General features: G+C 54.5%; 18 protein-coding genes and 1 other RNA gene. 6 read left to right on the top strand and 13 right to left on the bottom strand.

Annotated elements, in window-relative coordinates; translation table 11 throughout:
- Positions 1-32 precede the first annotated feature (32 nt).
- From FGL10_RS09645 to FGL10_RS09610, 8 genes are all read right to left on the bottom strand, one after another.
- Complete coding sequence (locus tag FGL10_RS09645) at positions 33-608, bottom strand: excalibur calcium-binding domain-containing protein (protein ID WP_036469414.1); 576 nt, start codon at positions 606-608, stop codon at positions 33-35.
- 98 nt (positions 609-706) lie between these two features.
- A complete protein-coding gene (gene nuoE, locus FGL10_RS09640) occupies positions 707-1,180 on the bottom strand; it encodes an NADH-quinone oxidoreductase subunit NuoE (protein ID WP_003708120.1) in 474 nt (157 codons plus the stop codon).
- Entirely contained in the window at positions 1,180-2,436 is a 1,257-nt protein-coding gene (nuoD, locus tag FGL10_RS09635; RefSeq protein ID WP_003708118.1) for an NADH dehydrogenase (quinone) subunit D, read from the bottom strand. Before nuoD ends, nuoE begins: the two co-directional genes overlap by 1 nt.
- Positions 2,426-3,019, bottom strand: coding sequence for an NADH-quinone oxidoreductase subunit C (locus tag FGL10_RS09630; protein WP_002223321.1), 594 nt, complete (start codon positions 3,017-3,019; stop codon positions 2,426-2,428). The genes nuoD and FGL10_RS09630 overlap by 11 nt, the downstream gene beginning before the upstream one ends.
- Positions 3,020-3,032: 13 nt before the next feature.
- Positions 3,033-3,515, bottom strand: a complete 483-nt coding sequence (locus FGL10_RS09625) for a NuoB/complex I 20 kDa subunit family protein (protein ID WP_002215610.1) — start codon at positions 3,513-3,515, stop codon at positions 3,033-3,035.
- The gene (locus FGL10_RS09620) at positions 3,506-3,862 is read right to left on the bottom strand and encodes an NADH-quinone oxidoreductase subunit A (protein WP_003708115.1); all 357 of its coding nucleotides are present in this window, start codon (positions 3,860-3,862) and stop codon (positions 3,506-3,508) included. The genes FGL10_RS09625 and FGL10_RS09620 overlap by 10 nt, the downstream gene beginning before the upstream one ends.
- Positions 3,863-4,116: 254 nt before the next feature.
- Positions 4,117-5,103, bottom strand: coding sequence for a S49 family peptidase (locus FGL10_RS09615; RefSeq protein WP_003708114.1), 987 nt, complete (start codon positions 5,101-5,103; stop codon positions 4,117-4,119).
- Between the two features lie 39 nt (positions 5,104-5,142).
- A complete protein-coding gene (locus FGL10_RS09610) occupies positions 5,143-5,943 on the bottom strand; it encodes a competence/damage-inducible protein A (RefSeq protein WP_003708112.1) in 801 nt (266 codons plus the stop codon).
- Between the two features lie 124 nt (positions 5,944-6,067).
- On the opposite strand from FGL10_RS09610, the gene argG reads away from it, so the two are divergent.
- From argG to FGL10_RS09595, 3 genes are all read left to right on the top strand, one after another.
- On the top strand, positions 6,068-7,411 hold the full coding sequence (argG, locus tag FGL10_RS09605; protein ID WP_036469445.1) for an argininosuccinate synthase: 1,344 nt from the start codon (positions 6,068-6,070) through the stop codon (positions 7,409-7,411).
- A gap of 71 nt (positions 7,412-7,482) precedes the next feature.
- On the top strand, positions 7,483-7,698 hold the full coding sequence (locus tag FGL10_RS09600) for a DUF4177 domain-containing protein (protein ID WP_002218233.1): 216 nt from the start codon (positions 7,483-7,485) through the stop codon (positions 7,696-7,698).
- Positions 7,691-7,906, top strand: a complete 216-nt coding sequence (locus FGL10_RS09595; protein WP_002215129.1) for a hypothetical protein — start codon at positions 7,691-7,693, stop codon at positions 7,904-7,906. The genes FGL10_RS09600 and FGL10_RS09595 overlap by 8 nt, the downstream gene beginning before the upstream one ends.
- 293 nt (positions 7,907-8,199) lie before the next feature.
- On the opposite strand, the gene FGL10_RS09590 is transcribed toward FGL10_RS09595, so the two are convergent.
- Together FGL10_RS09590 and sstT are read right to left on the bottom strand one after the other, a co-directional pair.
- Positions 8,200-9,654 carry a transferrin-binding protein-like solute binding protein gene (locus tag FGL10_RS09590; RefSeq protein WP_036469443.1) on the bottom strand — a complete coding sequence of 485 codons (1,455 nt, stop codon included), beginning with the start codon at positions 9,652-9,654 and terminating at the stop codon, positions 8,200-8,202.
- 111 nt (positions 9,655-9,765) lie between these two features.
- Positions 9,766-10,995, bottom strand: a complete 1,230-nt coding sequence (sstT, locus tag FGL10_RS09585; protein WP_003708102.1) for a serine/threonine transporter SstT — start codon at positions 10,993-10,995, stop codon at positions 9,766-9,768.
- Between the two features lie 395 nt (positions 10,996-11,390).
- Here sstT and FGL10_RS09570 point away from each other — a divergent pair, with 395 nt between their 5' ends.
- Together FGL10_RS09570 and FGL10_RS09565 are read left to right on the top strand one after the other, a co-directional pair.
- A complete protein-coding gene (locus FGL10_RS09570; protein WP_003708097.1) occupies positions 11,391-13,220 on the top strand; it encodes an autotransporter assembly complex protein TamA in 1,830 nt (609 codons plus the stop codon).
- Between the two features lie 54 nt (positions 13,221-13,274).
- A complete protein-coding gene (locus tag FGL10_RS09565; protein WP_003708094.1) occupies positions 13,275-17,444 on the top strand; it encodes a translocation/assembly module TamB domain-containing protein in 4,170 nt (1,389 codons plus the stop codon).
- On the opposite strand, the gene FGL10_RS09560 is transcribed toward FGL10_RS09565, so the two are convergent.
- Entirely contained in the window at positions 17,394-17,579 is a 186-nt protein-coding gene (locus FGL10_RS09560; RefSeq protein ID WP_036469412.1) for a hypothetical protein, read from the bottom strand. The genes FGL10_RS09565 and FGL10_RS09560 overlap by 51 nt on opposite strands.
- A 763-nt stretch (positions 17,580-18,342) precedes the next feature.
- On the opposite strand from FGL10_RS09560, the gene FGL10_RS09550 reads away from it, so the two are divergent.
- Positions 18,343-19,800, top strand: coding sequence for an oligopeptide:H+ symporter (locus FGL10_RS09550; protein WP_036470259.1), 1,458 nt, complete (start codon positions 18,343-18,345; stop codon positions 19,798-19,800).
- A 471-nt stretch (positions 19,801-20,271) separates the two neighbouring features.
- Here the strand turns inward: FGL10_RS09550 and rnpB are convergent.
- Positions 20,272-20,631: RNase P RNA component class A (gene rnpB / locus FGL10_RS09540), an RNA gene on the bottom strand.
- Between the two features lie 78 nt (positions 20,632-20,709).
- Positions 20,710-21,813: a peptide chain release factor 2 gene (prfB, locus tag FGL10_RS09535; protein WP_003710756.1), complete on the bottom strand. Its 1,104-nt coding sequence runs from the start codon at positions 21,811-21,813 to the stop codon at positions 20,710-20,712.
- Positions 21,814-21,907 lie beyond the last annotated feature (94 nt).

Genomic DNA, 21,907 nt, shown 5'->3' with positions numbered 1-21,907 from the left:
CCTGCGTTTGTTCTTCCCGTCATCAATCAAAATTACCATCCGCCGCATTTGTCTTCACATGGAATGCCGTCGCCATCACCGTCCATCTTGGTATCGGAACAGTTCCTTACAAACCATTTGGCTTCTTCGCACGAAGTCATTTGTGAGCAATGTTGCCTGCCGTCGCAACGGTATGGGCTGCTGTCGGGCTGCTGCCGTTTTATTTCGGGCAATACTTGCGTTTTAACCGGCGTATTTTCCTGTTTCGGAGTCAGCTTCTCTGACGCATATTGATACGCCTTATAGCCGATTACCGAAACAAGCAGCAAACCGACCAACAAAGACAACACAACCTGAACAATCGAAGTGGGAGATTCCTCGTCTTTTCGATGTTTCTTGCGGTATCCGGGAGAAACTGCACGCTCCCGATTCAGATAGCGTATCTGTTTTGCAGAAAATCTTCCCTTGCCGTCTGAAACCACTTCAAAACCGACCGCCTCGTTAATCTCAGGACGCGGGTTTCTTGGGGAAAAGTCGGAAATATGGCAGAAGATTTCTTTGTTACCGCCGTCTATCCGTATAAAACCATAACCTTTTTCGTCATCCCACTTGACGATTACCCCCCTCATCAACCACTCCCCTTTTTTATTGTTACTTTTTAAAATCACAATTTAGAATTTTGGAATAACTAGTAAGTTTGATTACAAACCTAATGTGTTCAGACGATCTATTCCAACTCCGCCAGTTTCTTCTCAATCGCCTCTTCGGTCATAAAGCTGCACATGCTGTGGTTGTTGACCAGCATAACCGGAGCGTCGCCGCACGCCCCCATGCATTCGCCTTCGACAAGGGTAAATTTGCCGTCGGGCGTGGTTTCACCGTAGCCGATACCGAGTCTTTGTTTGAGGTATTCGCCGGTAGCCATACCGCCGCGCAGGGCGCAGGGCAGGTTGGTACAAACGGTCAGTTTGTATTTGCCGACAGGCTCAAGGTCGTACATATTGTAGAAGGTAGCGACTTCGTAGGCTTGTGCAGGCGAGATGCCGATGTAGTCGGCGACAAAGGCGATGGTCTCGGGAGCAAGCCAGCCTTTTTCGGTTTGGGCAATACGCAATGCGCCCATGATGGCGGAGCGGCGTTGGTCGGCAGGGTATTTCGCCAACTCTATGTCGATTTGTTTTAAGGATTCTGCGGATAACATTATCGGTCAACCTCCCCGAATACGATGTCCTGCGTACCGATGATGGCAACGACGTCGGCGAGCATGTGGCCTTTTGCCATTTCGTCCATGCCTTGCAGGTGGGCGAAGCCGGGTGCGCGGATTTTCAGGCGGTAGGGTTTGTTCGCGCCGTCTGAAATGATGTAAACGCCGAACTCGCCTTTCGGGTGTTCGACAGCGGTGTAGGTCTCGCCCTCGGGAACGTGCATACCCTCGGTAAAGAGTTTGAAATGGTGAATCAGGTCTTCCATACCTGTTTTCATTTCGGTACGTTTGGGCGGAGCGAATTTGTGGTTGGTGGTGATGACCGGACCGGGATTCACGCGCAACCACTCGGAGCATTGTTTGATGATGCGTACGGATTGGCGCATTTCTTCCATACGGCAGAGGTAACGGTCGTAGCAGTCGCCGTTGACACCGACGGGGATGTCGAAATCCATTTTGCCGTACACTTCGTAAGGCTGCGTCTTACGCACGTCCCATTCCACGCCCGAACCGCGCAGCATCACGCCGGTAAAGCCTTTTTGCATGGCACGCTCGGGAGAGACAACGCCGATGCCGACGGTACGCTGTTTCCAGATGCGGTTGTCGGTCAGGAGGGTTTCGAGTGTGTCGATATTTTTGGGGAAGCGTTCGCAGAAGGCATCGATAAAGTCGAGCATGGTGCCTTCGCGGGATTCGTTGAGCTGCTTTAATACTTTGGCGTTGCGGAATTTGCTGCTCTCGTATTTAGGCATGAAGTCGGGCAGGTCGCGGTAAACGCCGCCGGGACGGAAGTAGGCGGCGTGCATACGCGCGCCGGAAACGGCTTCGTACAAGTCCATCAGCTCTTCGCGGTCGCGGAAGGCGTAAAGAATGGCGGTCATCGCGCCGATGTCGAAGGCATGCGAACCGATGCCCATCAAGTGATTGAGGATGCGCGTTACTTCGGCGAACATCACGCGGATGTATTGGGCGCGGATAGGCACATCGATACCGGCAAGTTTTTCTACTGCCAAACAATACGCCTGCTCATTGACCATCATGGAAACGTAGTCCAAGCGGTCCATATAGGGCAGGGCTTGCAGATAGGTTTTGGTTTCCGCCAGTTTTTCGGTACCTCGGTGCAAGAGGCCGATATGCGGGTCGGCACGGACGATTTGTTCGCCGTCCAACTCCAAAATCATACGCAATACGCCGTGCGCCGCAGGGTGTTGCGGGCCGAAGTTGATGGTGTAGTTTCTTAATTTATTGGCCACCGTAGTTCTCCTCACGGACGATACGCGGCGTGATCTCGCGCGGCTCAATGGTAACAGGTTGGTAAATCACGCGTTTTTGCTCTTCGTCGTAACGCATTTCCACATAGCCGGAAATCGGGAAATCTTTGCGGAACGGATGTCCGACAAAACCGTAATCGGTCAGGATGCGGCGCAGGTCGGGATGGTTGTTGAACATGATGCCGTACATATCGAAGGCTTCGCGTTCGTACCAATCCGCGCTGTTGTAAATATCGACGACGGATTCGACTACGGGGAAGTCGTCGTCTGAAACCCAGACGCGTACGCGGATGCGTTGATTGTTTTTAACGGAAAGCAGCTGACTGACGACGGCAAAGCGTTTGCCCTGCCATACTTCGTTTTTGTAAGTGCTGTAATCGACACCGCACAAATCGACCAGAAGCTCGAAATGCAGCTCTTCATGGTCGCGCAATGCGGTCATGACGGAAATATAGTGTTCGGGCAGACACTCAACGGTAATCTCGCCCAAAGCTGAAATGACTTTGCCTGCCTGATTGCCCAAAACTCGGCTGACGGTCTCGTATAAGTTTTGAATGCTTGCCATATCGTTCCCCCTCCTACTCGTCCCGCGCGATGGTGGAAGTGCGCTTGATTTTTTGCTGGAGCTGAATCAGGCCGTAAATCAGGGCTTCCGCAGTCGGCGGACAACCCGGTACATAAACGTCTACCGGCACGACGCGGTCGGCACCGCGCACAACGGAATAAGAATAGTGATAATAGCCGCCGCCGTTGGCACACGAACCCATAGACAACACCCAGCGCGGCTCGGCGAGCTGGTCATATACGCGGCGCAGGGCGGGCGCCATTTTGTTGGTCAGCGTACCTGCCACAATCATCAGGTCGGCCTGACGGGGAGACGGACGGAAAATAATGCCGAAACGGTCAAGGTCATAACGCGCCATACCCGCGTGCATCATTTCCACGGCGCAGCAGGCCAAGCCGAAAGTAACCGGCCACAATGAACCGGTACGCATATAGTTCAACACCGTATCCGCGCTGGTGGTGATGAAACCTTTTTTCAAAACGCCTTCTATTCCCATTCCAGCGCACCTTTTTTCCATTCGTAAATAAAGCCTACCGTCAGAACGACGATAAACACCAGCATAGACCAGAAGCCGTACGCGCCCAAATCTTTGAACACGACTGCCCACGGCAACATGAACGCAACCTCCAAATCAAACAGGATGAAGAGGATGGCGACGAGGTAATAGCGCACGTCGAACTTCATCCTTGCGTTTTCAAAGGCTTCAAAACCGCATTCGTAAGGCGCGTCTTTTTCGGCGTAGTGGCGTTTCGGGCCCAAAATCGTGCCGAGCAGGATAAACAGCACGCCGGCCGCGAGGCCGACGAGGATGAATACGAGGACGGGAAAGTAACTGGCCAACATAATTGATGCCTGACTGGTTGACGGACAAATCGTTAAAACAAGCTGCTATTTTAGCGAATTTCAAAACCCATTAAAAGGTAAACAGGCAAAAAACACCAATAAATACAACCATTTTATGATAACGATTCTTATTTTGATTTTATAAATACCCTATCTGATTTCCCCTTTACCGCTTGCTCCCCGCATTCCTCCTTACCCGCATACAGAAATGCCGTCTGAAAGCTTCAGACGGCATAGGATAATGTATGGTAAAACTATCGGACAGCCTGCAAGGCTTCGCGCACGCCGGCTTTGAGTTCCGCACCCAAACGCCTGCCCAACAGCGTGCCGAAATCGTCCTGCCGCGTGTAATCGACCAAATCCGGGGCTTTGACCACGTCTCGCGCCACGCTGTAAATATTGCCGAGTCCGTCCACCAGCCCGACTTTCTGCGCATCCGCACCCGTGTACACCCGACCGCTGAACACGTCGGGATATTGTCGGAATTTGAGGCGGCCGCCGCGTCCGGTTTTGACGGCTTTGATGAACTCGCCGTGTATGCCGGTCAGCATTTCTTCCCAGATTTTCGACTGTTCGGGCGTTTCGGGCGAAAACGGATCGCCCATGCCTTTGTTGCTGCCCGCAATTTTAACCCTGCGTTTCACGCCGATTTTTTCCATCAGGCCGGTCGCGTCGAAACTGCTGCCGATAACGCCGATGCTGCCGACGATGCTGGACGGGTCGGCATAGATTTTATCCGCCGCCGCCGCGATGTAGTAGCAGCCGGACGCGCACATATCCTCCGCCACGAGATAAACGGGGATGCCGGGATGTTGCGCCTTCAGACGGCGTATTTCTTCAAAAGCGGTGTTGGAGACGACGGGCGAACCGCCGGGGCTGTTGGCGCGGATGACGATGGCTTTTGCCTGCGGATTTTTGTAGGCGGCTTCCATACCGTCTTTGAGTTTTTTGACCTGGTCTTCTACGCCGTTGCCGATTTCGCCGTACAGGTTGACGACTGCGGTATGCGGCGTATTGCCCGTCAACTGCAATGCGCTTTCGTCTTTTTGGAAAATGCCTGCAATCAGGGCAACCAGAATCAGGGTGCTGACGGCGCGCCAGATGTTTTTCCACATCCGCTCCCTGCGCCTGTCCCGATAGGCGGACAGCAGCACTTCGCGCATAATGTCGCGTTCCCATAAGGTTTCCCCCGCATTTTTTGCTTCGGGTGCTTCGTTTTCTCTTCTGATTCGGTATTGCATGGTTTTCCTTAAATATCGTCCGATTTGGGCAAACGGTTTTCAGTTTACCCGATTTTTCAGCTCTGCTCCCAATCCGTCCAAGCTGTGCAACACTTCCGCCCACGCCGCGTCCAAAAGGTTGACGGCTTCTCCTTCGGCTTTGATGCCGAACTCAATGTGCGGTTTGACCTGCGTGCCGTCTGAATGCGTCCAACCGACGCTGGGCAGGCTGTACGAACGCACGCCGGGATAAGTTTGCTCGATATGCTCCATAATCGGCGTAATGCGCGATTCGGGCTGCTCGAACACATACACGCTGCGGCTGCCGCGTTTGGTTTGGTTGAAGCGGCCGACGTAATAAGTATCCAAAACCCATTCCGCCATCGGGTGCGCCATCACGGGGAAGCCGGGGAAAAAATAATGCTCGCGGATAGAAAATCCGGCGATGTTGTTAAACGGATTGGGCACCAATTCCGCGCCTTCGGGAAAGTCCGCCATTTTCAGACGTTGGGCGTGTTCCGGCGAATCGAGCGGCTCGCCGCGTTTCAGGGTTACGCCTTCGATAAACCCGGCGGCTTGCGCGTGGCGGACGACGGGCAAATCCAAAGCAGCCGCTGCGGCTTGGCGCGTGTGGTCGTCGGGCGTGGCACCGATGCCGCCGGTAACAAACGTCGGTATGCCGTCTGAAAAGCTGCGGCGCAGTTGTTTGACCAGCAAATCGGGTTCGTCGGGCAGATATTGCACCTGATTGAGCTTCAGCCCTTTGGATTCGAGCAGGGATTTGAAAAAGGCGAAATGCTTGTCTTGGCGGCTGCCGTGTAAGATTTCGTCGCCGATGATGATAAGGTTGAACGCGTTCATAATGTTTTCGGTTTTAAATACCGCCTGAAACGGCGGAATACCCGTTCAGACGGCATGATGGCTGACAATATTTCCTATTTATAAGATAATGGCTTTGATTTTTCAAGCTATCGAGGATTTTTTCATGAACCAAAACCATACTATTTTACAAAACCTCCCCGTCGGTCAGAAAGTCGGCATCGCCTTCTCCGGCGGACTTGATACCTCCGCCGCGCTGTTGTGGATGAAACTCAAAGGCGCGCTGCCTTATGCCTACACCGCCAACCTCGGGCAGCCCGACGAAGACGACTACAATGCCATTCCCAAAAAAGCAATGGAATACGGTGCGGAAAACGCCCGCCTGATCGACTGCCGCGCGCAGTTGGCACACGAAGGCATCGCCGCCATCCAATGCGGCGCGTTCCACGTTTCCACCGGCGGCATCGCCTATTTCAACACCACGCCTCTGGGTCGCGCCGTAACCGGCACGATGCTTGTTTCCGCAATGAAAGAAGACGATGTGAATATCTGGGGCGACGGCAGCACCTACAAAGGCAACGACATCGAGCGTTTCTACCGCTACGGTTTGCTTACCAATCCCGCGCTGAAAATCTACAAACCCTGGCTCGACCAGCAATTTATCGACGAACTCGGCGGCCGCCACGAAATGAGCGAATTTCTGATTGCCAACGGCTTCAACTACAAAATGTCGGTTGAAAAAGCCTACTCCACCGATTCCAATATGCTCGGCGCGACCCACGAAGCCAAAGACTTGGAATTTTTGAACTCGGGCATCAAAATCGTCAAACCCATTATGGGCGTTGCCTTCTGGGATGAAAACGTCGAAATCGAACCCGAAGAAGTCAGCGTGCGCTTTGAAGAAGGCGTGCCCGTCGCATTAAACGGCAAAGAATACACCGATCCTGTCGAACTCTTCCTTGAAGCCAACCGCATCGGCGGCCGCCACGGCTTGGGTATGAGCGACCAAATCGAAAACCGCATCATCGAAGCCAAATCACGCGGCATCTACGAAGCCCCGGGTATGGCGTTGTTCCACATCGCCTACGAACGCTTGGTCACCGGCATCCACAACGAAGACACCATCGAACAATACCGCATCAACGGCCTGCGCCTCGGCCGCCTGCTCTACCAAGGCCGCTGGTTCGACAGCCAAGCCTTGATGTTGCGCGAAACCGCCCAACGCTGGGTCGCCAAAGCCATCACCGGCGAAGTCACCCTCGAACTGCGGCGCGGCAACGACTACTCGATTCTGAACACCGAATCGCCCAACCTGACCTACCAACCCGAACGCCTGAGTATGGAAAAAGTCGAAGATGCAGCGTTTACCCCGCTCGACCGCATCGGACAGCTCACGATGCGCAACCTCGACATCACCGACACCCGCGCCAAACTGGGTATCTACTCGCAAAGCGGTTTGTTGGCATTGGGCGAAGGCTCGGTATTGCCGCAGTTGGGCAATAAGCAATAAGTTTCGCCGCATTGCATCGCTGCAATTTAAGGGATGGTCTGAAAAGGCAATCCCTCAATTAAAGGAATCCTATGAAAGAATACAAAGTCGTCATTTATCAGGAAAGCCTGTTGTCCAGCCTGTTTTTCGGCGCGGCAAAGGTCAACCCCGTCAATTTCAGCGCGTTCCTCAACAAACAAACCCCCGAAGGCTGGCGGGTCGTAACGATGGAAAAAGATTTGCGCCGTATGCTGTTGTTTTTCAAACGCGAAGCCTACGTCGTCATTTTGGAGCGGGACCGTGTTTAAGCTCGGCGTTTATGCCTGTCTCGGACTGTTTGCCGGCTGGGTGCTGCTGCTGATCGTGCAACTCTGGTTTTCTTTTCTCGAAGCGGAATTATTCTTCAAAATCACACTGACTATGGCGGGGCTGTTTGTCATCATCCTCGCCGCCCTGCTGGTATTCGGCCAGTATTTTTCCGAAAAGAAAATGAAAGACGACGGGTTTATCAACTGATGCGGATTTGAACCGGATTCGCAACCCAAACATCACAATGCCGTCTGAACGCCCCCGCTTCAGACGGCATACCGTTTCCGCAAGCCCTTTCGGCACATAAGGCGCGCCTCGTTGTACCGCCCCGAGTGCGGGTATTCAAGCGTTAGGGAAATGCCGATGAGATTCTTTTTGTTAAAACGCAGCCGTTTAAAAAAACAGGCCGTCTGAACATTCAGACGGCCTGTGCTTCACTTTCATATTTCAACGGTCTGAAAAAGGCGGGCGGGATGCCGCCGATACGCGCGGCATCAACATCAATCCTGCTCTTTTTTGCCGGCAAACACGCCGAATCCTCCCTTTTCCGCATCTGTCGGGCGATAGCTGTATTTCCCCGCCACTTCCTCGCCGGCCGGGCCGTAAAACTTTCCGGAAACATCCCCGCCGCCATTTTCCGTCCAAGTCCCCTTAAAGCCGTTTCCATTGATGGCGGCTTTGAATTTTTGCGTACCCATATGCAAATCATCGCCGCTGTCGATAATGCCGTCCACAGATTTGCTGCCGAAATCGACTTTTGCGGCAAACCTGCCTTTGGTCGGGTACGAACGTCCGTTTTCCGTATGGAAATGCAGCACTTCGCCGTTGTACACGGCTGTGCCAGCAAGCATTTCGCCTTTTGCCGGTTCGCCTTGCACACGGAGGGCATACGATCCGCCGGACAATTTTTCCGCCCCGTAAGTCAGATACCGGTAATTCCCTTCGGGCGCGAAGATATTGCCGGGATGCTCCGTCAGGATGACCGCCTCCCCATCGACAATCAGCGTATCCGCCTGATTGACGGGGATTAGCGGCATCTCGGCAGGAAGCGACCTCCTCGACCGTGCAGAACGCCTAACTCGCGCAGATGAAGTGGACTTGTCTTTATAAATGATGACATATTTATTCACCCCATTAGCTTGAACTTCTGTCGCGACCAAATTAGTAAACTTTTCTCCATCTTTTTTATATTTCTCAATTTTCTTTTCATCACTTAACGATTCAAATTCTGATTTTGACGGTGCTTCTTCATCTAAGAAATCACTACCGCATACTGTGTCTTTACAATGAGTCAAGGTTATATTTTGCGACGGCCCATCAAGTTTGATGCCATTAGCCACGTTCGTCCTTCCAAAATCGCCGCCGCTATTCGTAGTGGCAGGGTTTGACGCAGGGGTGGAATCTGAAGAACCGGCGGCTTGATTGTTTCCGGCTTGATTTGCACCTTGGGCAGCCATATTGCCGGCATTTTCCCCTACCGACGGATCGTCCCCCTGCATTCCGTCCGCCGTATTTGCCATATCCGGTTGGTTTGCCGGCTGCTCCGATTCCCCGGCATCCGTTGCTTGATTTTCCATATTTCCGGCAGGCATATTCGGATCCGGGGTGTGATTCGGTGTCGAACTATCTGTACCGGCGGCTTTTTGCGGCATATCATCTTGCGCCCCCTCGTCTTCATTTTTGGGATTATCCGCTGTTGCCGCACCGCCATTGCCTGTATTTTCTTCCGAAACCGCCGCCATATCTTGACTGCCTTGTGTGGATGGCGCGCCCTGTCCTTGAGAACCTGCCTGTGGCGCATCTTCTTTTACCTCTGTCTCTTTTTCAGCAACAACAGGAGCGGCCGGTTTTGACAGCGTGTCCGCCGATTTAACATCGGGCGATCCGCCACCGCCGCCCCCACAGGCTGAAAGGGCAACAATACAAGCCATTGCAATCACACTGCGTTTAAACATCATCATCTCCTTCATATTCAAGGCAGCCGGTATTGTTTCCGCCATATGCCCATAAAATTGTAAAAATATGCCGTCTGAACGCCAAACGGGCTTCAGACGGCATAGCTTGGTTTATTCCGCCCGGTTTCTCTGTCGGCCCAAATCGGCGGCAGCGGTAAACAAAACATCGGTTGAAGAATTCAACGCCGTTTCCGCCGAATCCTGAATCACGCCGATGATAAAGCCGACGGCAACCACCTGCATGGCGACATCGTTGCTGATGCCGAACAGGCTGCACGCCAGCGGAATCAGCAGCAGCGAACCGCCTGCCACGCCGGATGCGCCGCACGCACTGACGGTTGCCACCAGGCTCAAAAGCAGCGCGGTGGCAAAATCAACATGAATCCCTTGAGTGTACGCGGCCGACATTGCCAACACGGTAATCGTAATCGCCGCACCCGCCATATTGATGGTCGCCCCCAACGGGATGGAAATCGAATAAGTGTCTTCGTGCAGCCCCAGTTTTTTCGCCAAAGCCATATTCACGGGGATATTGGCGGCGGAAGAACGGGTAAAGAAGGCATACACGCCGCTTTCGCGCAAACAGGTAAACACCAGCGGATAAGGATTACTGCGGATTTTCCACCACACGATGGCGGGATTGACCGCCAGCGCGATAAACGCCATACAGCCCAACAGCACTGCAAGCAGCTTCGCGTACCCCGCCAGCGCGCCGAAACCCGTCTCCGCGATTGTGGACGACACCAGCCCGAAAATGCCCAAAGGGGCAAAACGGATAATCCATTTCACGACGGTGGAAACCGCTTCCGCCAAATCGGCAACGACCTGCCGCGTAACGTCCGAACCGTGATTCCGCAACGCCGCGCCCAAAACCAAAGCCCAAGCCAGAATGCCGATATAGTTGGCATTGGCAATCGCGTTAATCGGGTTGGCGACCAGGTTCATCAGCAGCGATTTCAACACTTCCACAATGCCGGAAGGCGGCGCGGCGGACACATCGCCCGCGCCCGCCAAAACAATGTGCGTCGGGAAAACCATACCGGCGATGACGGCGGTCAGGGCTGCGGAAAATGTGCCGATGAGGTAAAGGACGATAATCGGCCTGATATGCGCCTTGTTGCCTTTTTGGTGCTGTGCGATTGTGGCCGCCACCAAGATAAATACCAAAACCGGCGCGACCGCTTTGAGCGCGCCGACAAACAGGCTGCCGAACAAGCCTGCCGCCAAGCCCAGTTGCGGGGAAACCGAACCGATTACGATGCCCAACGCCAAACCGGCGGCAATCTGCCTGACCAGGCTGACGCGGCCGATCGCATGAAATAAGGATTTGCCGAACGCCATAATTCTTCCTTATGTTGTGATATGTTAAAAAATGTTGTATTTTAAAAGAAAACTCATTCTCTGTGTTTTTTTATTTTTCGGCTGTGTTTTAAGGTGCGTTGATTTGCCCTATGCAGTGCCGGACAGGCTTTGCTTTATCATTCGGCGCGACGGTTTAATTTATTGAACGAAAATAAATTTATTTATTTAATCCCGTTTATTTTCCGGCACTATTCCGAAACGCAGCCTGTTTTCCATATGCGGATTGGAAACAAAATACCTTAAAACAAGCAGATACATTTCCGGCGGGCCGCAACCTCCGAAATACCGGCGGCAGTATGCCGTCTGAAGCGTCCCGCCCCGTCCGAACAGTGTTAAAATCGAAAGCCGCCACACCGATACCCGACACCCGTACCATGATGATCAAACCGACCGCCCTGCTCCTGCCGGCTTTATTTTTCTTTCCGCACGCATACGCGCCTGCCGCCGACCTTTCCGAAAACAAGGCGGCGGGTTTCGCATTGTTCAAAAACAAAAGCCCCGACACCGAATCAGTCAAATTAAAACCCAAATTCCCCGTCCGCATCGACACGCAGGACAGTGAAATCAAAGATATGGTCGAAGAACACCTGCCGCTCATCACGCAGCAGCAGGAAGAAGTATTGGACAAAGAACAAACAGGCTTCCTTGCCGAAGAAGCACCGGACAACGTTAAAACGATGCTCCGCAGCAAAGGTTATTTCAGCAGCAAAGTCAGCCTGACGGAAAAAGACGGAGCTTATACGGTACACATCACACCGGGTCCGCGCACCAAAATCGCCAACGTCGGCGTCGCCATCCTCGGCGACATCCTTTCAGACGGCAACCTCGCCGAATACTACCGCAACGCGCTGGAAAACTGGCAGCAGCCGGTAGGCAGCGATTTCGATCAGGACAGTTGGGAAAACAGCAAAACTTCCGTCCTCGGCGCGGTAACGCGCAAAGCCTACCCGCTTGCCAAGCTCGGCAACACCCGGGCGGCCGTCAACCCCGATACCGCCACCGCCGATTTGAACGTCGTCGTGGACAGCGGCCGCCCCATCGCCTTCGGCGACTTTGAAATTACCGGCACACAGCGTTACCCCGAACAAATCGTCTCCGGCCTGGCGCGCTTCCAACCGGGCACGCCCTACGACCTCGACCTGCTGCTCGACTTCCAACAGGCGCTCGAACAAAACGGGCATTATTCCGGCGCGTCCGTACAAGCCGACTTCGACCGCCTCCAAGGCGACCGCGTCCCCGTCAAAGTCAGCGTAACCGAGGTCAAACGCCACAAACTCGAAACCGGCATCCGCCTCGATTCGGAATACGGTTTGGGCGGCAAAATCGCCTACGACTATTACAACCTCTTCAACAAAGGCTATATCGGTTCGGTCGTCTGGGATATGGACAAATATGAAACCACGCTTGCCGCCGGCATCAGCCAGCCGCGCAACTACCGGGGCAACTACTGGACAAGCAACGTTTCCTACAACCGTTCGACCACCCAAAACCTCGAAAAACGCGCCTTCTCCGGCGGCGTCTGGTATGTGCGCGACCGCGCGGGCATTGATGCCAGGCTGGGGGCGGAATTTCTCGCAGAAGGCCGGAAAATCCCCGGCTCGGCTGTCGATTTGGGCAACAGCCACGCCACGATGCTGACCGCCTCTTGGAAACGCCAGCTGCTCAACAACATGCTGCATCCTGAAAACGGCCATTACCTCGACGGCAAAATCGGGACGACTTTGGGCGCATTCCTGTCCTCCACCGCGCTGATCCGCACCTCTGCCCGCGCAGGTTATTTCTTCACGCCCGAAAACAAAAAACTCGGCACGTTCATCATACGCGGACAAGCGGGTTACACCGTTGCCCGCGACAATGCCGACGTTCCTTCGGGGCTGATGTTCCGCAGCGGCGGCGCGTCTTCCGTGCGCGGTTACGAACTCGACAGCATCGGACTTGCCGGCCCGAACGGATCGGTCCTGCCCGAACGCGCCCTCTTGGTGGGCAGTCTGGAATACCAACTGCCGTTTACGCGCACCCTGTCCGGCGCGGTATTCCACGATATGGGCGATGCCGCCGCCAATTTCAAACGTATGAAGCTGAAACACGGTTCGGGACTGGGCGTACGCTGGTTCAGCCCGCTCGCACCGTTTTCCTTCGACATCGCCTACGGGCACAGCGATAAGAAAATCCGCTGGCACATCAGCTTGGGAACACGCTTCTAAACCGATACGGCCGCTTCAGACGGCATTGCAGCAAACTATTTTGAAACAGACATTATGACCGATACCGCACCGACAGATACCGATCCGACCGAAAACGGCACGCGCAAAATGCCGTCTGAACACCGCCCTGCCCCGCCGGCAAAAAAACGCCGCCCGCTGCTGAAGCTGTCGGCAGCACTGCTGTCTATCCTGATTTTGGCAGTATGTTTCCTCAGCTGGCTCGCCGGTACGGAATCCGGTTTGCGTTTCGGGCTGTACCAAATCCCGTCTTGGTTCGGCGTAAACATTTCCTCCCAAAACCTCAAAGGCACGCTGCTCGACGGCTTCGACGGCGACAACTGGTCGATAGAAACCGAGGGTGCAGACCTTAAAATCAGCCGCTTCCGCTTCACGTGGAAACCGTCCGAACTGATGCGCCGCAGCCTGCACATTACCGAAATTTCCGCCGGCGACATCGCTATCGTTACCAAACCGACTCCGCCTAAAGAAGAACGCCCGCCGCTCAGCCTTCCCGACAGCATAGACCTGCCTGCCGCCGTCTATCTCGACCGCTTCGAGACGGGCAAAATCAGCGCAGGCAAAGCCTTTGACAAACAAACTGTCTATCTCGAACGGCTGGATGCTTCATACCGTTATGACATCAAAGGACACCGCCTCGACCTGAAGGCTGCCGACACGCCGTGGAGCAGTTCGTCGGGGTCAGCCTCGGTCGGCTTGAAAAAACCGTTTGCCCTCGATACCGCCATTTACACCAAAGGCGGACTCGAAGGCAAAACCATACACAGTACGGCTCGGCTGAGCGGCAGCCTGAAGGATGTGCGCGCCGAACTGGCGATCGACGGCGGCAATATCCGCCTCTCGGGAAAATCCGTCATCCACCCGTTTGCCGAATCATTGGATAAAACATTGGAAGAAGTGCTGGTCAAAGGGTTCAACATCAACCCGGCCGCTTTCGTGCCTTCCCTGCCCGATGCCGGGCTGAATTTCGACCTGACCGCCATCCCGTCGTTTTCAGACGGCATCGCGCTGGAAGGTTCGCTCGATTTGGAAAACACCAAAGCCGGCTTTGCCGACCGCAACGGCATCCCCGTCCGTCAGGTTTTAGGCAGCTTTGTCATCCGGCAGGACGGCACGGTGCATATCGGCAATACGTCCGCCGCCCTGCTCGGACGGGGCGGCATCAGGCTGTCGGGTAAAATCGACACCGGAAAAGACATCCTCGATTTAAATATAGGCATCAACTCCGTCAGCGCGGAAGACGTGCTGCAAACCGCGTTCAAAGGCAGGTTGGACGGCAGCATCGGCATCGGCGGCACGACCGCCTCGCCCAAAATCTCTTGGCAACTCGGCACTGGCACGGCGCGCACGGACGGCAGCCTCGCCATCGCAAGCGACCCCGCAAACGGACAGCGGAAACTGGTGCTCGACACCGTCAACATCACCGCCGGTCAAGGCAGCCTGTCTGCCCAAGGCTATCTCGAGCTGTTTAAAGACCGCCTGCTCAAGCTGGACATCCGTTCCCGCGCATTCGACCCTTCGCGCATCGATCCGCAACTTCCGGCAGGCAATATCAACGGCTCAATAAACCTTGTCGGCGAACTGGCAAAAGAGAAATTCACAGGCAAAATGCGGTTTTTACCCGGCACGTTCAACGGCGTACCGATTGCCGGCAGTGCCGACATTGTTTACGAGTCCCGCCACCTTCCACGCGCCGCCGCCGATTTGCGGCTGGGGCGGAACATTATTAAAACAGACGGCGGCTTCGGCAAAAAAGGCGACCGGCTCAATCTCAATATCACCGCACCCGATTTATCACGTTTCGGTTTCGGACTCGCGGGGTCTTTAAATGTACGCGGACACCTTTCCGGCGATTTGGACGGCGGCATCCGAACCTTTGAAACCGACCTTTCCGGCGCGGCGCGCAACCTGCACATCGGCAAGGCGGCAGACATCCGTTCGCTCGATTTCACGCTCAAAGGTTCGCCCGACACAAGCCGTCCGATACGCGCCGACATTAAAGGCAGCCGCCTTTCGCTGTCGGGCGGGGCGGCGGTTGTCGATACCGCCGACCTGACGCTGGACGGCACGGGCGCGCAGCACCGCATCCGCACACACGCCGCCATCACGCTGGACGGCAAACCGTTCAAATTCGATTTGGACGCTTCAGGCGGCATCAACAGGGAACTTACCCGATGGAAAGGCAGCATCGGCATCCTCGACATCGGCGGCGCGTTCAACCTCAAGCTGCAAAACCGTATGACGCTCGAAGCCGGTGCGGAACGCGTGGCGGCAAGTGCGGCAAATTGGCAGGCAATGGGCGGCAGCCTCAACCTGCAACACTTTTCTTGGGATAAAAAAACCGGCATATCGGCAAAAGGCGGCGCACACGGTCTGCATATCGCCGAGTTGCACAATTTCTTCAAACCGCCCTTCGAACACAATCTGGTTTTAAACGGCGACTGGGATGTCGCCTACGGGCGCAACGCGCGCGGCTATCTCAATATCAGCCGGCAAAGCGGCGATGCCGTATTGCCCGGCGGGCAGGCTTTGGGTTTGAACGCATTTTCCCTGAAAACGCGCTTTCAAAACGATCGCATCGGAATCCTGCTTGACGGCAGCGCGCGTTTCGGACGGATTAACGCCGATTTGGGCATCGGCAACGCCTTCGGCGGCAATATGGCAAATGCACCGCTCGGCGGCAGGATTACCGCCTCCCTTCCCGACTTGGGCGCATTGAAGCCCTTTCTGCCCGCCGCCGCGCAAAACATTACCGGCAGCCTGAATGCCGCCGCGCAAATCGGCGGACGGGTCGGCTCTCCGTCCGTCAATGCCGCCGTCAACGGCAGCAGCAACTACGGGAAAATCAACGGCAACATCACCGTCGGGCAAAGCCGCTCCTTCGATACCGCGCCTTTGGGCGGCAGGCTCAACCTGACCGTTGCCGATGCCGAAGTATTCCGCAACTTCCTACCGGTCGGACAAACTGTCAAAGGCAGCCTGAATGCCGCCGTAACCCTCGGCGGCAGCATCTCCGACCCGCACTTGGGCGGCAGCATCAACGGCGACAAACTCTATTACCGCAACCAAACCCAAGGCATCATCTTGGACAACGGCTCGCTGCGTTCGCATATCGCGGGCAGGAAATGGGTAATCGACAGCCTGAAATTCCGGCACGAAGGAACGGCGGAACTCTCCGGCACGGTCGGTATGGAAAACAGCGGACCCGATGTCGATATCGGCGCGGTGTTCGACAAATACCGCATCCTGTCCCGCCCCAACCGCCGCCTGACGGTTTCCGGCAACACCCGCCTGCGCTATTCGCCGCAAAAAGGCATATCCGTTACCGGGATGATTAAAACGGATCAGGGGCTGTTCGGTTCGCAAAAATCCTCAATGCCGTCCGTTGGCGACGATGTCGTCGTATTGGGCGAAGTCAAGAAAGAGGCGGTGGCACCGCTCCCCGTCAATATGAACCTGACTTTAGACCTCAATGACGGCATCCGCTTCGCCGGCTACGGCGCGGACGTTACCATAGGCGGCAAACTGACCCTGACCGCGCAACCGGGCGGAAGCGTGCGGGGCGTGGGCACGGTCCGCGTCATCAAAGGGCGTTACAAGGCATACGGGCAGGATTTGGACATTACCAAAGGCACGGTCTCCTTTGTCGGCCCGCTCAACGACCCCAACCTCAACATCCGCGCCGAACGCCGCCTTTCCCCCGTCGGTGCGGGCGTGGAAATATTGGGCAGCCTCAACAGCCCGCGCATTACACTGACGGCAAACGAACCGATGAGTGAAAAAGACAAGCTCTCCTGGCTCATCCTCAACCGCGCCGGCAGCGGCAGCAGCGGCGACAATGCCGCCCTGTCCGCAGCCGCAGGCGCGCTGCTTGCCGGACAAATCAACGACCGCATCGGGCTGGTGGATGATTTGGGCTTTACCAGCAAGCGCAGCCGCAACGCGCAAACCGGCGAACTCAACCCCGCCGAACAGGTGCTGACCGTCGGCAAACAACTGACCGGCAAACTCTACATCGGCTACGAATACGGCATCTCCAGCGCGGAACAGTCCGTCAAACTGATTTACCGGCTGACCCGCGCCATACAGGCGGTTGCCCGTATCGGCAGCCTTTCATCGGGCGGCGAGCTGACATACACCATACGTTTCGACCGCCTATTCGGTTCGGACAAAAAAGACTCCGCCGGAAACGGCAAAGGGAAATAAACGGTTTTCAGACGGCGCGGCACTGTCCGCCGCCGTGCCGTCTGAAAGGCGCGCCGCCAAACCGGACATTTGAAAACCTGCTTTTCCGCCGCCGTCCGCCTGCAAGGGAACAGAATCGATATAGTGAATTAACAAAAATCAGGACAAGGCGACGAAGCCGCAGACAGTACAAATAGTACGGAACCGATTCACTTGGTGCTTCAGCACCTTAGAGAATCGTTCTCTTTGAGCTAAGGCGAGGCAACGCCGTACCGGTTTTTGTTAATCCGCTATATTCCGCCATCTCTAAGATTTACAGCGATACACGGGTAATTTAAGGAATGCCCGAACCGTCATTCCCGCAACCTTTCGTCATTCCCGCAACCTTTCGTCATTCCCGCGAAAGCGGGAATCTAGAATCTCGGACTTTCAGATAATCTTTGAATATTGCTGTTGTTCTAAGGTCTAGATTCCCGCCTGCGCGGGAATGACGGCTGCAGATGCCCGACGGTCTTTATAGCGGATTAACAAAAATCAGGACAAGGCGACGAAGCCGCAGACAGTACAGATAGTACGGAACCGATTCACTTGGTGCTTGAGCACCTTAGAGAATCGTTCTCTTTGAGCTAAGGCGAGGCAACGCCGTACTGGTTTAAATTTAATCCACTATAAAAAACCGCCCTATCGGATAAGCCGCTTGACTGAAAAGGCTTTACCCGCGCCGTATCGGAACACGTACTCTAAAATACAATCCATTGAATTGAAACAAATATAAAAACATTTGACCGCAAAAACGGCAGCGCATCATTTGACAAAGAATGACAATATCGGTTACAAACCGATTTTCATACAAAAAACACCGCCGCCGTCCGCATCCGTTTCAGACGGCATTGAGAGAAAATCTTTTAGGAGAACCTTTATATCCCGGCATCCCGCCCGCACCGGAGAAAAAACATTCTTCGGCCACCCCTTCCAGCTTTCCACCCTCTTCCATATCGAATTGTGGGAACGTTTTTCATTTTATGGAATGCAGGGCATCCTGCTGATTTACCTCTACTACACCGCCGACAAAGGCGGCTTGGGCATAGACAAAACCCTCGCCGGCGGCATTGTCGGCGCATACAGCGGCAGCGTGTACCTGTCCACCATTTTGGGGGCGTGGTTTGCCGACCGAGTATGGGGTGCGGAAAAAACCCTCTTCCTCTCGGGCATCGTCGTGATGCTCGGACACATCGTCCTTGCCGCCGCCCCGGGCCTGTACGGCCTTTTAATCGGGCTGATATTCATCGCATTGGGCAGCGGCGGTGTGAAATCTACGGCCAGCTCTATGGTAGGCGCATTATACGAACAGGACGAAATGCGCCCGCTGCGCGATGCGGGATTTTCCATTTTCTACATCGCCATCAATATCGGCGGCTTCTTAGGCCCCTTATTGACCGGACTGCTTCAAGAAAACATCGGTTTCCATTATGGTTTCGGCGCGGCGGCGGTCGGTATGGCATTCGGCTTGTGGCGTTATTCCTTGGGACGTAAAAACCTGCCCCACCCCACCGTCCCCCATCCGCTTTCAAAAGGACAGGGCAAAACTGCGGCCGCCGTCGGCATTGCCCTCATCGCCGCACTTGCAACCGCCATCAAAACGGGGCTTGTCAACCTCGACAATTTCTCCGGCATCCTCTTATCTACCGTCATCCTTGCCGTCATCGCCTATTTCGCCCGCCTGCTGACCAACCCCCGCGTCAGTTCCGACAACAAACGGCACATCATCGCCTACATCCCGCTTTTCCTGACCATCTGTATGTTTTGGGCCGTTTGGTTTCAGATTTACACCGTAGCAACCGTCTATTTCGACGAAACCGTCAACCGCACCATCGGTTCGTTTACCGTGCCCGTCGCCTGGAAAGATTCTATGCAAAGCCTGTGGGTCATCCTGTTTTCCGGACTTATGGCGGCAATGTGGACAAAAATGGGGCGCAAACAGCCCAAAACCCCGCTGAAATTCGCTATGGCGGTATTTGTTACCGGCGCGTCGTTTTTGGGATTCATCCCCTTTATTTCCGCCGGCACGCCGATGCCTATTGCGGTTTTCGCACTGATCGTCCTCGCCATCACGATAGGCGAACTGATGATTTCCCCGATTGCGCTGTCCATCTCCACCAAAATCGCACCGCCTTTATTCAAAACCCAAATGGTCGCCCTTAATTTCCTTGCCTTTTCATTAGGCTTCACTTTGGGCGGCGTATTGTTTGAAAAAGGCTATCAGGCGGGCGACGAAATCGGCTTCTACCGGCTGCTGTTCTACATCGGCGCAGCCACAGGCTTCCTGCTGCTCCTGCTCGTCCCCAAATTGAACAAAATGCTCGAAGGCACAGACTAAGTCCCGCCCCGATGCCGTCTGAACCCTTCAGACGGCATTTTTCCGCATAATGAAACCAAACCGTTTCCACCCGACAGGACAGGCTCCCCCCAACCGGAAGGCAGCCTGCCGATTGTCATTTAAATATCTGACTGATTCCGTCTGTTTGCAAGGGAAATAGCCGTTTATTTCCGCTTGGGCGGAAACCGGTTCTATTGAGTAAAAGGCATTTTATCCGACTAAATTAGTGCTGCATCAACGGAATATATAGTGGATTAACAAAAATCAGGACAAGGCGACGAAGCCGCAGACAGTACGGATAGTACGGAATCGATTCACTTGGTGCTTCAGCACCTTAGAGAATCGTTCTCTTTGAGCTAAGGCGAGGCAACACCGTACCGGTTTTTGTTAATCCACTATAAAAACACAACCTAAATAAAAATGCCGTCTGAACCATATTTCAGGTTTCAGACGGCATTTGCGTGTCGGATGCACACCGGACGGGCGGTAAGCCGGGTTCTGTCTCGGACAGTCATTCCTCTAGGCATACCGTTGCCGGTATGCTCAAGCAACCTACCCGAACGCTCGGCGGGCAGCGTCATTGCGTTCTGTTTGGTCTTGCTCCGAATGGGGTTTGGCCTGCCGCATATTGTTACCAAATGCGCGGTGCGCCCTTACCGCACCTTTTCACCCTTGCCTGTGCTGCCAAAGCAGCCATCGGCGGTTTTGCTTTCTGTTCCACTTTCCGTCGCGTTACCGCGCCCGGCCGTTAACCGGCATTCTACCCTGCGGAGCCCGGACTTTCCTCCCCGTATGCCTTACGCGATACGCGGCGACTGTCTGCCCGTCCCGTGTGCGGCGCGGATTATAACACGAAACGCAAAAATGCCGTCTGAAACGGTACAGGTTTCAGACGGCATACAGCCTAAACTACACACCCTGTTTCAGGCTGGCTTCGATAAAGCCGTCCAAGTCGCCGTCCAATACGGCTTTGGTGTTGCCGACTTCGTAGCCTGTACGCAAGTCTTTGATACGTGAGGAATCCAAAACATACGAACGGATTTGGCTGCCCCAACCCACATCGGATTTACCTTCTTCCAATGCCTGTTTCTCTTCGTTGCGTTTGCGCATTTCCAATTCATACAGTTTGGATTTCAACATTTCCATCGCGGCCGCTTTGTTGGCGTGTTGAGAACGGTCGTTTTGACATTGCACCACAATCCCCGTCGGCTCGTGGGTAATGCGCACGGCGGAGTCGGTTTTATTGATGTGCTGACCGCCCGCACCCGATGCGCGATAGGTATCGATGCGCAAATCGGCGGGGTTGATTTCGATTTCGATGGAATCGTCGATTTCAGGGTAAACGAACACGGAGGCAAACGAGGTATGGCGTTTGTTGTTCGAGTCAAACGGCGAATAGCGCACCAAGCGGTGAACGCCGGTTTCGGTACGCAGCAAACCATAAGCGTATTCGCCTTCCACGCGGATAGTGGCGCGGTTGATGCCTGCGATTTCGCCGTCGTCTTCCTCAAGGATTTCGATTTTGAAGCCTTTGCGCTCGGCGTAGCGGCTGTACATACGGAACAGCATACCCGCCCAGTCTTCCGCTTCGGTACCGCCCGCGCCTGCAGTGATGTCGATAAAACAGTTGTTCGGGTCGGCGGGCTGGTTGAACATCCGTTTGAACTCCAAATCCGCCATCTGTTTTTCCAGCCCCACCACGTCTTCCTTCACAGCGGCAAAACCTTCTTCGTCGTTTTCTTCGACGGTCATTTCAATCAGCATGCGGTTGTCTTCGATGCCCGAAGCGATGTTGTCCAGCGTCAGCACGATGCCTTCAAGGATTTTGCGCTCTTTGCCGATTTCTTGGGCGCGTTTCGGGTCGTTCCAAAGTTCGGGGTCTTCAGAAAGGCCGACAACTTCTTCCAATCGGTCTTTCTTGCCCTGATAATCCATATAGACGCGGATGTCTTCGCTGCGTTTCTCCAAGTCGTTCAGGGTGTTGTTGAGCTGGTTGATTACTTCGGCTTCCATGATTCTTTTGTTCTTTCAAAATTTTAGGGGCGTATTGTACGGGATTCGGGTATTTTTTTCTATGGATAAAGCCTTCTGGAAACACGTTCAGACG

The organism is Neisseria lactamica, from assembly GCF_901482445.1.
Taxonomy (GTDB): Bacteria; Pseudomonadota; Gammaproteobacteria; order Burkholderiales; family Neisseriaceae; genus Neisseria; species Neisseria lactamica.
This window is presented reverse-complemented; position numbering and strand designations above follow the sequence as displayed.

Coding starts and splice junctions, on each gene's coding strand:
- FGL10_RS09645 (WP_036469414.1), bottom strand. CDS start 608: ATGAGGGGGGTAATCGTCAAGTGGGATGACGAAAAAGGTTATGGTTTT.
- nuoE (WP_003708120.1), bottom strand. CDS start 1,180: ATGTTATCCGCAGAATCCTTAAAACAAATCGACATAGAGTTGGCGAAA.
- FGL10_RS09630 (WP_002223321.1), bottom strand. CDS start 3,019: ATGGCAAGCATTCAAAACTTATACGAGACCGTCAGCCGAGTTTTGGGC.
- FGL10_RS09625 (WP_002215610.1), bottom strand. CDS start 3,515: ATGGGAATAGAAGGCGTTTTGAAAAAAGGTTTCATCACCACCAGCGCG.
- FGL10_RS09620 (WP_003708115.1), bottom strand. CDS start 3,862: ATGTTGGCCAGTTACTTTCCCGTCCTCGTATTCATCCTCGTCGGCCTC.
- FGL10_RS09615 (WP_003708114.1), bottom strand. CDS start 5,103: ATGCAATACCGAATCAGAAGAGAAAACGAAGCACCCGAAGCAAAAAAT.
- FGL10_RS09610 (WP_003708112.1), bottom strand. CDS start 5,943: ATGAACGCGTTCAACCTTATCATCATCGGCGACGAAATCTTACACGGC.
- argG (WP_036469445.1), top strand. CDS start 6,068: ATGAACCAAAACCATACTATTTTACAAAACCTCCCCGTCGGTCAGAAA.
- FGL10_RS09600 (WP_002218233.1), top strand. CDS start 7,483: ATGAAAGAATACAAAGTCGTCATTTATCAGGAAAGCCTGTTGTCCAGC.
- FGL10_RS09590 (WP_036469443.1), bottom strand. CDS start 9,654: ATGTTTAAACGCAGTGTGATTGCAATGGCTTGTATTGTTGCCCTTTCA.
- sstT (WP_003708102.1), bottom strand. CDS start 10,995: ATGGCGTTCGGCAAATCCTTATTTCATGCGATCGGCCGCGTCAGCCTG.
- FGL10_RS09570 (WP_003708097.1), top strand. CDS start 11,391: ATGATGATCAAACCGACCGCCCTGCTCCTGCCGGCTTTATTTTTCTTT.
- FGL10_RS09565 (WP_003708094.1), top strand. CDS start 13,275: ATGACCGATACCGCACCGACAGATACCGATCCGACCGAAAACGGCACG.
- prfB (WP_003710756.1), bottom strand. CDS start 21,813: ATGGAAGCCGAAGTAATCAACCAGCTCAACAACACCCTGAACGACTTG.